This window comes from Kribbella sp. NPDC056345 (assembly GCF_042262745.1).
Lineage (GTDB): Bacteria > Actinomycetota > Actinomycetes > Propionibacteriales > Kribbellaceae > Kribbella.
On the sequence record NZ_JBHJQQ010000002.1, the window covers coordinates 940,356 to 952,576 of the forward strand.

8 protein-coding genes are annotated in these 12,221 nt (G+C 68.0%); 2 read left to right on the top strand and 6 right to left on the bottom strand.

Annotated features, from left to right (window positions below):
* The first annotated feature begins 48 nt into the window (after positions 1-48).
* Positions 49-1,812 carry an FG-GAP repeat domain-containing protein gene (locus tag ACFCV3_RS10155; protein ID WP_376028285.1) on the top strand — a complete coding sequence of 588 codons (1,764 nt, stop codon included), beginning with the start codon at positions 49-51 and terminating at the stop codon, positions 1,810-1,812.
* On the opposite strand, the gene guaD is transcribed toward ACFCV3_RS10155, so the two are convergent.
* The 6 genes from guaD to ACFCV3_RS10185 all read right to left on the bottom strand — a co-directional run bounded on the left by guaD (position 1,809) and on the right by ACFCV3_RS10185 (position 11,234).
* The gene (gene guaD / locus ACFCV3_RS10160) at positions 1,809-3,089 is read right to left on the bottom strand and encodes a guanine deaminase (RefSeq protein WP_376028288.1); all 1,281 of its coding nucleotides are present in this window, start codon (positions 3,087-3,089) and stop codon (positions 1,809-1,811) included. The two genes, ACFCV3_RS10155 and guaD, sit on opposite strands and share 4 nt — an antisense overlap.
* Positions 3,086-3,922, bottom strand: a complete 837-nt coding sequence (xdhC, locus tag ACFCV3_RS10165) for a xanthine dehydrogenase accessory protein XdhC (RefSeq protein ID WP_376028291.1) — start codon at positions 3,920-3,922, stop codon at positions 3,086-3,088. Before xdhC ends, guaD begins: the two co-directional genes overlap by 4 nt.
* Positions 3,910-6,249 (bottom strand): xanthine dehydrogenase molybdopterin binding subunit, encoded by a 2,340-nt coding sequence (gene xdhB / locus ACFCV3_RS10170; RefSeq protein WP_376028294.1) that lies wholly within the window; start codon positions 6,247-6,249, stop codon positions 3,910-3,912. The genes xdhC and xdhB overlap by 13 nt, the downstream gene beginning before the upstream one ends.
* The gene (locus ACFCV3_RS10175) at positions 6,246-7,673 is read right to left on the bottom strand and encodes a xanthine dehydrogenase small subunit (RefSeq protein ID WP_376028297.1); all 1,428 of its coding nucleotides are present in this window, start codon (positions 7,671-7,673) and stop codon (positions 6,246-6,248) included. The genes xdhB and ACFCV3_RS10175 overlap by 4 nt, the downstream gene beginning before the upstream one ends.
* The gene (gene uraD, locus ACFCV3_RS10180) at positions 7,670-9,580 is read right to left on the bottom strand and encodes a 2-oxo-4-hydroxy-4-carboxy-5-ureidoimidazoline decarboxylase (protein WP_376028299.1); all 1,911 of its coding nucleotides are present in this window, start codon (positions 9,578-9,580) and stop codon (positions 7,670-7,672) included. The genes ACFCV3_RS10175 and uraD overlap by 4 nt, the downstream gene beginning before the upstream one ends.
* Before the next feature lie 121 nt (positions 9,581-9,701).
* Complete coding sequence (locus tag ACFCV3_RS10185) at positions 9,702-11,234, bottom strand: PucR family transcriptional regulator (RefSeq protein WP_376028302.1); 1,533 nt, start codon at positions 11,232-11,234, stop codon at positions 9,702-9,704.
* A 177-nt stretch (positions 11,235-11,411) separates the two neighbouring features.
* Between ACFCV3_RS10185 and ACFCV3_RS10190 the strand changes: the two genes are divergently transcribed.
* Positions 11,412-12,212, top strand: a complete 801-nt coding sequence (locus ACFCV3_RS10190; protein WP_376028303.1) for a hydroxypyruvate isomerase family protein — start codon at positions 11,412-11,414, stop codon at positions 12,210-12,212.
* The last annotated feature ends 9 nt before the right edge of the window (positions 12,213-12,221 follow it).

Below are 12,221 nucleotides of genomic sequence, written 5' to 3' on the forward strand. Positions count from 1 at the left end.
GGTGCTTGGCACCCTTCCCGGGACGGTGTCGCGAGGAAGGGACTGGGGATGGTTGGGACACGGCGAAGAATGGTGGCGGGGGCGGTCGCGGTCGGGGTGATCGGTGCCGGGCTGGTGGGGACGTCGGTGGCGAGTGCGGTTGCCGGGACCGTGCCGAGTGCGGCACAGCGGAAGGCGGCCGATTTCGACGGGGACGGGAAGGCCGACCTGGCGGTCTGGCAGCCATCGGCGGGACGCTGGACGGTGCAGCGGTCGAGCGACAACGTCCAGATGACGAAGTACCTCGGGAAGATCGGTGATGTGCCGATGCCGGCGGATTTCACCGGTGACAGGAAGGCCGATGTGACCATCTGGCGCCCGTCGGCCAGCACCTTCTACGTCATTCGGCCCGACGGCACCCAGCTCGATCAGCCGCTCGGTCAGACCGGCGACATCCCGGTGACGGGCGACTACGACGGTGACGGTACGTCGGACTTCACCCTCTGGCGGCCGTCGACCGGGATGTGGATCACCCGGTCGAGCAAGATCGGGGAGGTGCGCCAGTTCCAGTGGGGGATGGACGGCGACATCCCGCTCGTCGGCGACTTCGATGGTGACCGCAAGTCCGACTCCGCGGTCTACCGGCCCTCGAATCAGTGGTGGTACGTCGCCCTGGCCAGTGGCGGTATCCAGAACAAGTACTGGGGTGTGCAAGGGGACATTCCCGCACCGGCGGATTTCGACGGTGACGGCAGGACCGACCTGGCTGTCCGCCGGCCGGGCTACGGGAACTGGCACGTGCTGCACAGCTCCGACGGGGAAGAGTCGAAGTACTGGCAGGAGTACGACGGCGGTGTTCCGGTACCCGGTGACTACGACGGGGACAAGAAGGCCGATCTGGCCGTCTGGACCAACTGGGCCACCAGCTGGAACGTCATCCGCAGCAGCAACGACATCGTCACGCAGTACGGGCAGGCCGGCGACATCCCGTTCGCGCTCGACTTCGACGGGGACGGGAAGGCCGACAAGGCGGTCTGGCGGCCGTCGAACTCGACCTGGTACGTCTACGGTACGACCGGCCACCAGCGGATCGAGCTGTTCGGAACCGCGGATTCCACCCCGGTTCCGGCCGACTACGACGGTGACGGTGTAGCTGATCTGGCGTACCGCAGGCCGAACGGCAGATGGGGAGTGTGGCGCAGCTCCGACGGCCAGCGCGACTACCAGTACGGTGGCGGCGCGCAAGGCGACGTACCGGCTCCGGGCGACTACGACGGGGACAAGAAGGCGGAGCGCGCAGTGTGGAACCCAGCGGATGCCATGTGGCGGATGAAGCTCACCCGCACCGGCGAGGAGCGGGTGACGCAGTGGGGCGAGGCGGGGGACAAGCCGCTCCTCGGAGATATCGACGGTGACGGCAAGCAGGACCTGATGGTGGCTCGCGGGCTTGTGCCCGGCGAAGGTGACGGCGCGACGCATGTCTACGGCCTGCCGAGCGGTGGGGGTGAAACCGAGGAGCGAGGCATGTACCCGATCGGGCGCGGCGCGTCGCCCGAGCGCATCGTGGATGTCAGCGGCGACGGCAGGGCCGATCCGCTCCGCTGGATCGACGGCAGATGGTTCTTCATGACAGGCCGCTGGGCCATCGACGCCATGCACTTCGGCCGGGCCAACTACGGCGGTGTCCCGCTGGTCGCCGACATGGTCGGGGACAAGCGCCCCGACCTGATCCTCTGGCAGCCGTCGAACGGTACCTGGCACGTTCAGGCGGACCCGGCGAAGAACTACTTCGTGCTCAGCCAGGGCGTCGAGGACGACTGCGTCCCCGTCTAGGGGGTGAGGAGTTCCCCGTTGATCCAGACGGCTTGTACGTCGGTGGTGGTGCCCAGGGTGAAGATTCGGGCTACTGCTTCTTCGTAGTCTTCGGCGTGGTTGATGCCGATGGCCAGGGGGGAGTCTTCGGCGGGGCGGATGAGTTGGGCGTCGAAGGCTTGGCCGGGGGAGAGGTGGCCTACGTGGGGGAGGTTGAGGGCTTCGGCGCCGGCGGTGGTGGCCAGGTAGAGGAGGTGGGTGCCGGTGAGGGGGCGGCCCTGGTCGGCCAGGAGTTGCTGGCAGAAGTAGGCCTGCAGGCCTTCCTTGAGGAGGGAGAAGCCGGCGCCGGCGCCGACGTCCGAGCCGAGGGCGACGCGGACGCCGTACTGGAGGTGGCGGTGGAGGGGGAACAGGCCGCTGCCGAGGGCTGCGTTGCTGGTCGGGCAGTGGGCGACGCTGGCGCCGTTGACTCCGAGGAGTTTGAGTTCGACGTCGGTCGGGTGGACGTTGTGGGCGAGGACGGTACGGCGGTCGACCAGGCCGTGCCGTTCGTACGTCGTCACGTAGTCGCTGCCGCCGAACAAGTCGGCGACGGTGGCGATCTCGGCCTTGTTCTCGTTCACGTGGGAGGTGAAGAGGGCGCCGGGGATCGCGTCCATCAGTTCGCCGCAGGTGGCGAGTAGTTCGTCGGTGCACGACAGTGAGAAGCGGGGTGTCACGGCGTACCGGTTGCGGCCGGTGCCGTGCCAGCGGTTGGCGAGGGCGAGGGATTCGGCGTACGCGCGGACCGGGGTGGTGAGCAGGTCGGGTCGGAGCAAGCGGTCGCTGAGTACGAGACCGCTGGTGATCCGGAGGCCGACCTCGGACGCGGCGCCGAACAAGGCATCCATGGCGTCGGAGTAGTGCGCGCCGAAGACCAGGGCGGACGTCGTACCGGCTGCGGCCAGGCCACGGACGAACTCGCGAGCCACTCCGGCGGCGTACTGAGCGTCGGCCATCCGGGCTTCTTCGGGGAGCGCGTACTTGTCCAGCCACTCGAGCAGCGGCAGGCCGAGACCGCCGACCGCGCGGATCTGCGGGAAGTGCACATGTGAGTCGACGAACCCGGGCAGTACGACGCCGCCGCTCAGGTCGACCACCGGTTCGGCCGGGTGTGCCCGGCGGATGTCGAGGAAGGGGCCGCGGGCAACGATCACACCGTCCTCGACCAGTAGCCCCGCGTCGGAGTCGACGCGCAGGACACCACCGGTGAACGGGTTCTCCGGGATGTCGATGAAAGTGCCACGGAAGATCGTCATGCCTTCGCCTCACGATGAGCCGGCGCAGGGCGACGCTCGGCGGTGAACAGTTCGAGCAGCCAGGCCGCGACGCTGACTGCGATGACGGCCGGCTCCTTACCGGTGATGCCGGAAACTCCGATCGGAGTGGTGATGCGCGCGATCGGCTCGGCGGCGTTGCCGTCCTCGGCGAGTTTGCGCTGGAAACGGGCCCACTTGGCCCGGGAACCGATCAGGCCGATGGTGGCCAGGTGGTCGTTGCGGATGGCGGCATCACACAGCGCCGCGTCCTCCGCATGGTCGTGCGTCATGATCACCGCATGCGTGCCTGGCGGCAGCTCACCGACGACCAACTCGGGCAGGACCGGCACGTTGTGCACGTGGACGGAAGCGATCGCGTCATCCAGTACGGCGAGCCGCTCCGCGGTCAGCTGTTCCGGTCGCGAGTCGACCAGGTGCAGCTCGATGTCGTGCCGCGCGAGGATCCGCGCCAGCTCGAGCCCGACATGGCCGATCCCGAAGATCGCCACGGACGGCACCACCGGCAACGGTTCGAGCAGCAACGTGACTTCGCCTCCACAACACTGCACACCATGCTGGTACGGCGCTTTGTCGGACAAGGCCGCGGTGAGCTCCTCAGGCGCGGCAACCGCCGATGCGATCATCTGCCGTGCCCGCTCGATCGCCAGTGCCTCCAGGTTGCCGCCACCGACCGTCGCCCAGACGTTGTCCGAGGCAACGACCATCTTCGCGCCGGCCTCGCGCGGCGCATGGCCGCGGACCGAGGTCACCGTGACGAGCACTCCGGGACGCCGGCCGGCTCGCAGGGTCTGGATCGCTTTCACCCACTCCACGAGACACCTCCGCGGGCCCGGTCCAGTGCCCAGTAGACGGCCTCGGGTGTAGCCGGTGACGGCAGATCAACGCTCACACCAGAGGGCCCGAAGGCGGCGGCCGCGTGCCGCAACGCTTCGCGAACAGAGAAGGCCAGCATCAGCGGCGGTTCCCCGACAGCCTTGGAGCCATAGACAGCGCCGTCCTCATGCGCCTTCTCCAGCAACCGGACGTTGAAGACCTCGGGCATCTCCGAGAAGCTCGGGAGTTTGTAGGTGCTGGCGGCCTGAGTCGCCAACCGCCCACGCTGGTCCCCGGTGCTCTCGTCCCACCGCAGATCCTCGAGCGTCAGCCAGCCGGCGCCCTGAACGAAACCACCCTCGATCTGCCCGATGTCGATCAGCGGACTCAGACTGTCACCGACGTCGTGCACGATGTCGACCCGGCGCAGCCGGTAGGCACCGGTGAACCCGTCGACCTCCACCTCCGACGCAGCAACGCCGTACGCGAAGTACTTGAAAGGCTCGCCACGCATCACGTTGGCATCCCAGTGCAGACCCTCGGTCCGGTAGAACCCGGCCGCCCACAGCTGGACGCGTTGCATGTACGCCGCCTTGACCAGCTCGTCCCACGGCAGACCGTCCCCAGACAGCCCCCGTACGACGCCGTCGGCGAACCGCACGTCGGACGGGTTGATCCCGAGCCGCCCACCGGCCACCTGCGCCAGCCGCTCCCGGATCTGCTCGCATGCGTTCTTCACCGCGGCCCCGTTGAGATCGGCGCCGGAGGATGCTGCGGTCGCCGAGGTGTTCGGGACCTTGTCGGTGCGAGTGGGGGCGAGCCGAACCCGGGAGAGCGGGACGCCCAAGGCGGTCGCGGCGACCTGCAGCATCTTGGTGTGCAGACCTTGACCCATCTCGGTGCCACCGTGATTGATCAAGACGGATCCATCTTTATACACATGGATCAATGCGCCGGCCTGGTTGAAGGCAGTCAGGTTGAACGAGATGCCGAACTTGACCGGCGTCATGGCGAGTCCACGTTTCACGTGCTCGTGCGAAGCGTTGAACGCGGCGATCTCGGCCTGCCGGGCTGCGACCTCACCGCCGGACAGGACCTGACTCCAGCAGGACTCCAACCGGTCCGCGTGCCGCACGGGCTGCGCGTACGGCGTCGAGTCGCCGGGCTGGTAGAAATTCCGCCGGCGGAGCTCCAGGGCGTCGTACCCGAGCAGTGGAGCGCAGCGACCGAGGATGTCCTCGATCACCAGCATCCCCTGCGGGCCGCCGAAGCCCCGGAACGCGGTCTGTGAGGTCTTGTTCGTCTTCGCGATCCGTCCGTCGACGCGCACATGCGGGATCTCGTAGGCGTTGTCGATGTGGCACATCGCCCGCGCCAGTACAGGTTCAGACAGGTCCAGGCTCCAGCCACCATCAGCGGTCAACGTCGCATCCAGCGCCAGCAGCCGGCCGTCTGCGTCGAAGCCGACCGTCCACGAGCTGTGGAAACCGTGCCGTTTACCCGACATCGTCATGTCCTGCGTCCGGTTCAGCCGCAGCCGCACCGGCCGCCCGGTCAACGTCGCGCCCAGTGCGGCGATCGCGGCGAATCCGTGCGGCTGCATCTCCTTACCGCCGAAAGCGCCGCCCATCCGCAGGCACTGCACGGTCACCGAGTGGCTGGACAGCCCCAGCACATGCGCGACGATCTCCTGCGTCTCCGACGGGTGTTGTGTACTCGACTGGATGAAGATCTGTCCGTACTCGTCGACCAGAGCCAAGGCCGAGTGCGTCTCGAGGTAGAAGTGCTCCTGACCGGCAAACTCGAACTCACCCCGGAACACGTGCGCCGCCTCAGCCAACGCAGCCGACACATCGCCGCGCTCCAGATGCCGTCCCGTCCCCTGGAAGCTCTCGGCCTCGATCGCCTCGCGGACAGACACCAACGAAGGCAGCGGTTCGTACTCAACCTCCACCGCCAACGCCCCGAGCCGCGCAGCCTCCAGCGTCTCCGCCAGCACCCAGCAGATCGCGTGCCCGTGAAACATCGCCTCACGAGGGAACAGTGGCTCGTCGTGCTTGATCCCCGCGTCGTTCACCCCAGGAACGTCGTCGGCCGTCAACACCCGCACCACACCCGGTACGTCGTACGCCGGCTTCACCCGCAGCGTCGTGATCCGCGCATGCGCGTGCGGCGACTGCACCGGCCACGCATGCAGTACATCGCGCGTCCGCTGCACCAGGTCGTCGGTATACAAGGCGTTCCCGGTCACATGCAGCGCAGCACTCTCATGCGGCATCGGTACGCCGACAACCGCAGCAGCTGGCCGCTCCGACAACACACTCATGCGAGCACCCCCTGCTCAGCGAAATAGCAGCGCAGCAACGACTGCCCGAGCATCGCCGACCGGTACGACGAACTCGCCCGGTGATCGTCCATCGGCGTACCCTCGGCTGCCATCACCGCGGCCACGTTCCGGACGGTCTCCTCGGTCCACGGCTGCCCGATCAACGCCGCCTCAGTCTCCCGCGCCCGCAACGGTGTCGCCGCGACGCCGCCGAGCCCGATCCGCGCGTCCCGCACCACCCCGTCGCGGACGTCGAGCGCGTACCCGATCGCGACACTGGAGATGTCGTCGAAACGGCGCTTGGCGATCTTGTGGAACGCTGTCATCGGTGCCAACGGCAACGGAATCACGATCGTCCTGATCAGCTCATCAGCGGCCTTCACGGTCTGCCGGTAGCCGGTGAAGTAGTCCGCCAGCGGAACAACCCGCTCACCGCGGTGCGATGCGAGCACCAGGGACGCATCCAGCGCGAGCAGCGCAGGCGGGGTGTCACCGATGGGCGACCCGGTGCCGAGATTGCCGCCGATCGTGGCCCCATTACGGATCAGCCGGGACGCAAACTGGGGGAACATCTCGGACAACAGCGGAACCCGCCCGGCCAGCCGGCGCTCGATCTCAGTCAGCGTCAAAGCCGCGCCCAGCCGTACCTCGTCCGCTCCGAACGAGAACTCGCGCAGCTCGTCCAACCGGTCGATCGCGACGGTCAGCGCCGGCCGCGAGCCGAAGATGTTGACCTGGACACCGGTATCGGTGCACCCGGCAACGACTTCCGCATCCTCCCGCTCACCCAGTAACGACAGCGCATCGGCGAGCGATGCCGGCCGGATGAATGAACCCTCGGCGGAGTGCATGCCGGTGGCAACCGGCGCGGGGGCGGGTGCCGCAGCACGCGCGTTGAGGGCGTCGTTCTCGGTCGGCTCCCCGAGCGCATAAGCAGCATCCCGGATCGGCCGGTATCCCGTGCAGCGGCAGAGGTTCCCGCTCAACGAGTGCAGGTCGAACCCGTTCTCACCGTGCTCAGGAGAGCCTTCGCAGGCTGACCGACCCGGACGGTAGTACTCCGCCGCCATGCTGCACACGAAGCCCGGCGTACAGAAGCCGCATTGCGAACCACCGCGGACCGCCAGCTCCTGCTGCACCGGATGCAGGTCGGCCGGCGTACCCAGCCCCTCGGAGGTGATTACCTCCTGCCCGTCCAAAGCTGCGATCGGCAACAGACACGCGTTCACCGCGGTCCACTCGGTCGGGGTGTCGATACCCGGCCGGGCGAGCAGCACCGAGCAGGCACCGCACTCACCCTCGGCGCAGCCCTCCTTCGCGCCGGTCAGGCCGCGGTCGCGCAGCCAGTCCAGCACGGAGGTGTGGACCGGTACGGCGCCGATCGCGGTCCGCTCGCCATTGACGGTCAGGGACTGAGTGGTCATCGGTTGCTGCTCCAACGGGTTCTCGCACTGTGAATCGGGTTGGCCTCGGAGACGTAGTCGTCGAACCGGTAACCGGCGATCTTCGCGATCTCGAGCAGCGCGGCGGCGTGCTCCTGGTTTTCGCAGTTGCCGAGCCGGACGCGGCCTTGCTCGACAATTCGAGCGTACGACTCGGCGTCGCGAACGCTGATCACAAGTGGGAAACCGAATCGTTCGCGGTAGGCCTCGGTGATCGTAGCCAGTTCGTCACGCTCCGGGTCGGACAAGAAGGTCAGACCCTTGTCGGACTGGTCCCGCAGCGACGCCGGACCGCTCAGACCGTCGGCGACGAACTGCGAGCCGAGCTGCGGGTACGCCTCGATCAGGGCACGCTGCTCATCACGTGAGCCGGAGAACAGCGCCTCCTGGAACGACCTGCGGAGTGCGTGCGTGTCGGCGTACGGGCGTAGCTCCCAGGCGCGCTCGACCGCCCAGCGCGGTCCCTGGAACAGATCGCCGAACGTCTCGACGAACTCGGACCGGGTCATCTTGTTCACCTGGTCGAGCCGGATCGAGTCGCCCGGCTGCCCGGCCACGGCGGGACCGAAGTCCTTGCCGACGTGGTGGAACAGGATGTTCAGGAAGATCGCGGTCAGGCTGCCGAGGGTGATGCCGCTGCCGAAGATGATCTCGGCCCAGTCCGGGACCGCCTGGGCGACCTGCGGCTGCGCCGTGACGTACATGGCCAGGCCGACGCTGGTCGCGACGATCACCACGTTGCGGTGGTCGTTGAAGTCGACCTTCGCCAGCGTCTGGAAGCCAACCACGGCAACGGTCGCGAACATCGCCAGCGCCGCGCCGCCGAGGACGGGATGGGGGATTCCGGCAACGATCGCACCGGCCTTCGGGATCAGGCCCAGCAGGATCATGATGCCGCCGGCCGCCGCGACCACCCAGCGGCTGCGGATCCGGGTCAGCCGGACCAGACCGACGTTCTCGGCGAAGCAGGTGTAGGGGAACGAGTTGAAGACGCCGCCGATCGTGGTGGCCAGGCCGTCGGCCCGGAGTGCCTTGGCGATGTCCTCCTTGCCGATCCGCTTCTCGACGATCTCGCCGGTCGCGAAGACGTCACCGGTCGTCTCGACCGCGGTGATCAGCATGACCACGATCATCGAGATGATCGCTGCCAGTGAGAACTTGGGCCAGCCGAAGTAGAACGGCTGGGTGACTCCGACCCACGCGGCCTCGCCGACCGCGCCGAAGTGGGCATCCCCGAACGCCCAGGCCACCAGCGTCCCGATCACCAGGCCCGCCAGTACGGCGATGGTCGCCATGAAGCCCTTGAAGACGCGCTGGATGAGGACGATCAGGGCGAGTGTGCCGAGCGCGTAGGCCATGTTCTTGCCGCTGGTCGGTGCTGCGTTCGGTCCCGCGCCACCGACGGCGTCCCCGGCCGCGACCGGCAGCAGCGCCAGGCCGATGATCGTGATCACCGAGCCGGTCACCACCGGCGGGAAGAAGCGGATCAGCCGGCTGAAGTACGGCGCGATGAAGAAGGTGGCCAGTCCGGCGACCAGTACGGCGCCGTAGATGACCAGCAGGCCGTCAACCCCGCCGCCCGCGGCCAGGCCGATCGCGATCATCGGCGAGACCGCCGTGAACGTGACGCCCTGCAGCAGCGGCAGCCGGACCCCGACCTTCCAGAAGCCGACCGACTGGATGATCGAGGCGATCCCGCAGGTGAAGAGGTCGGCGTTGATCAGGTGGATCAGCTGCTCGGTGCTCAGCCCGATCGCATTGGCCAGCAGGATCGGCACGATCACGGCACCGGCGTAGAACGCGAGCACGTGCTGCGTGCCGTAGACGACGAGTTTGCCGGGAGGCAGTACCTGGTCGACAGGGTGGCGGCTGGTGCGGGCTGCCTTCATCGGACATCGCTCCTCAGGTTTGACCTGCACGCCAGCATCGGCCCGGAGCGGCCCGGATTGCACCCAAGGAACCTCCGAAGATGAACCGGCGATGAACCTCCGGATTTGGAGGATCCACCAATCAGAGTGACTTCAGGGCGAGAAACACGTCAACCCGGTTCTCGAGCGTCGACAGATCGCGTCCGGTCAGTTGCTCAACGCGTTCGATCCGGTACCGAACCGTGTTGACGTGCAGGTGTAGAAGGTCCGCCGTACGAGTCCAGGAGCCGTCGCATCCGAGGAAGGCCTGGAGGGTGGTGAGCAGGTCGGCGTTGGTCCGGCGGTCCTGCTCGAGCACCGGGCCGAGGACGCGCTGGGTGTAGGTACGGCGGACGTCGTCCGGCAGCGTGGAGAGCAGGAGCACGTGCGAGGCGACCTCGTCCGACGTGACGACCGAGACCGGCGCGCGACTGCCCGCGGCGGCGCGCTGGGCGAAGCGGGCTTCCTCGAGACCGCCCGCGAGCGCGTCGACCGAGGTTTCCCCGCTCACGCCGACCGCGAGCCGGGCCCGGTGCAGGCCGGGTGCGAGCCGCCCGAAGGCGTGTCGTAGCTGCTCTGCCAGACCGGGTGCGGCCGGCAGAAAGCCGACCAGGAGACCATCCCGCGACGGCGCGACGACCGCGGGCCCGACGGTCAGTGCGACGTCCTCGAACAGGCTGAGCGCGACCTCGCTGGGGCCGTCGTCGCGCAGCTCGCCGACCGCGACAACCAGCGGCCGGCCCGAATAGGCGCCGGCTTGCCGAAGCCTTGCGGCGACCTCGGCATGGGGTGCGCCGGACTCGACCAGGGTCAGCGCATCAGCCACCAAAGGACGCAGCGCGCGCCTGCCTTCGTCTCGTCTGGCCCGATCGAGAGCGCCGATCGCGCACAATTCATGGACCGCTTCGACGTGATCGCGAGACCAGGTGGTGTGGTCGCCGTCGATCACCAGCACCCACGCGGTCAACCGGTTGCCGAGCCCGGAACCGACCGGAAACAGGCTGTACGGCGTCTCGCCCGCGACCGCGACCGCGGGAGTCCGATCCGCGGTCAGGAACCGGTGGGTGATCGTGTCGAGGACCTCGTCCGGCAGCTCGCCGGGCCCAGGAACGACGTGCCGTCCGGTCGGCGTGAGCACCCGGCAGTCGTGCCCGATCTCGGCGGAGATCCGGGCCGCGAGCTCGTCCAGGCTGCGGCCGGATGCGATCGATGACAGCAGTTGCCGCTGGCGGATCAGGCTCGCGGACAGCCTGGCTCCGGTCTCCGCCGACCCGGCCGCAGCGACGTACTCGGTGATGTCGGCGAACGCGATCTCGATCGGCACCTCGACGAGCGTCACCTCGTGCCGCTGACAGGCGTCGAGCAGGTCAGCCGGTACGTCGCCCAGCTGCGCTCGCCCGGCCAAGATCGTGGTGGCTCCGCGGGCGGCCATCGAGGCCACGAACAGCTCGCTGTCGAGCGGTCGGCGCCGCCAGACCAGGCCCGTCAGCACCACCTCGCCGCCGTTCAGGTAGCGGCCCGGATCCAGGAGATCGGTCACCACCAGCCGCCCGACCGGCCGGTCCAGGGCGCCACCGGCGGCATGCATCAACCGCAGTCCGAGCTCCGGCGCATCCAGCAACTCCGACAGCAGCACGCCGTACCTCCAGATGTTGTGCCTGTCCAGGCCCTCAGCTCTGCCTTTAGAGGAACGTACAACGCGCACCCGCGTACGAGGGAGACCCGGCGGACGCTTGACGGCCGGTTGGTCGCGAACTTATGGTCCTTTCGCAGAACAGAATTTAAATTCCGCAATACGGAAACTGGAGTAACCATGGCCCATCAGCTGCGCCACACGGTGAACTGTTCGCTGCTCTTCACCGAGCTGCCCCTGCTGGAGCGCCCGGCCGCGGCCCGGCAGGCCGGATTCGGGGCGGTCGAGTTCTGGTGGCCGTTCGTCGAGGCGGTACCGCCGGACCGGCAGGTCGACGCGTTCGTCACCGCGATCACCGATGCCGGCGTCCAGCTGACCGGGCTGAACTTCTTCGCCGGTGACATGCCGGGTGGCGATCGCGGTCTGGTCTCCTGGCCGAAGCGGGCCGGCGAGTTCCGCGACAACGTCGACGTCACGGTCGGCATCGGTGAGCGGCTCGGGACTGCCGGGTTCAACGCTCTCTACGGCAACCGCCTGGAGGATGTCTCGGCGCAGGAGCAGGACGAGCTCGCCGTTGAGAACCTCGCGCTCGCTGCCAGGGCCGCTGCCCGGATCGGCGCGACCGTGCTGGTCGAACCGGTCAGCGGGGCTGATCGGTACCCGCTCAAGACGGCTGCCGACGCACTGGCGGTGCTCGACCGGGTCGACGTACCGAATCTTGGTCTGCTTGCGGACCTCTATCACCTTGCGGTCAACGGGGATGACGTCGAGCGCGTGATCGCCGAGCACACCTCGCGGATCGCGCATGTACAGATCGCTGATGCGCCCGGTCGCAACGAACCCGGCTCTGGGACCTTGCCGCTCGACCAGCAGCTGACGGCTCTCGAGGCTCAGGGATACGCCGGGTGGGTCGGGCTCGAGTACAAGCCGTCCACCAGCACTGACGAATGTTTCGGCTGGCTGCCGTTCGAGCGCCGCTGACCTTGAGCT

Coding starts and splice junctions, on each gene's coding strand:
- ACFCV3_RS10155 (WP_376028285.1), top strand. CDS start 49: ATGGTTGGGACACGGCGAAGAATGGTGGCGGGGGCGGTCGCGGTCGGG.
- guaD (WP_376028288.1), bottom strand. CDS start 3,089: ATGACGATCTTCCGTGGCACTTTCATCGACATCCCGGAGAACCCGTTC.
- xdhB (WP_376028294.1), bottom strand. CDS start 6,249: ATGAGTGTGTTGTCGGAGCGGCCAGCTGCTGCGGTTGTCGGCGTACCG.
- ACFCV3_RS10175 (WP_376028297.1), bottom strand. CDS start 7,673: ATGACCACTCAGTCCCTGACCGTCAATGGCGAGCGGACCGCGATCGGC.
- uraD (WP_376028299.1), bottom strand. CDS start 9,580: ATGAAGGCAGCCCGCACCAGCCGCCACCCTGTCGACCAGGTACTGCCT.
- ACFCV3_RS10190 (WP_376028303.1), top strand. CDS start 11,412: ATGGCCCATCAGCTGCGCCACACGGTGAACTGTTCGCTGCTCTTCACC.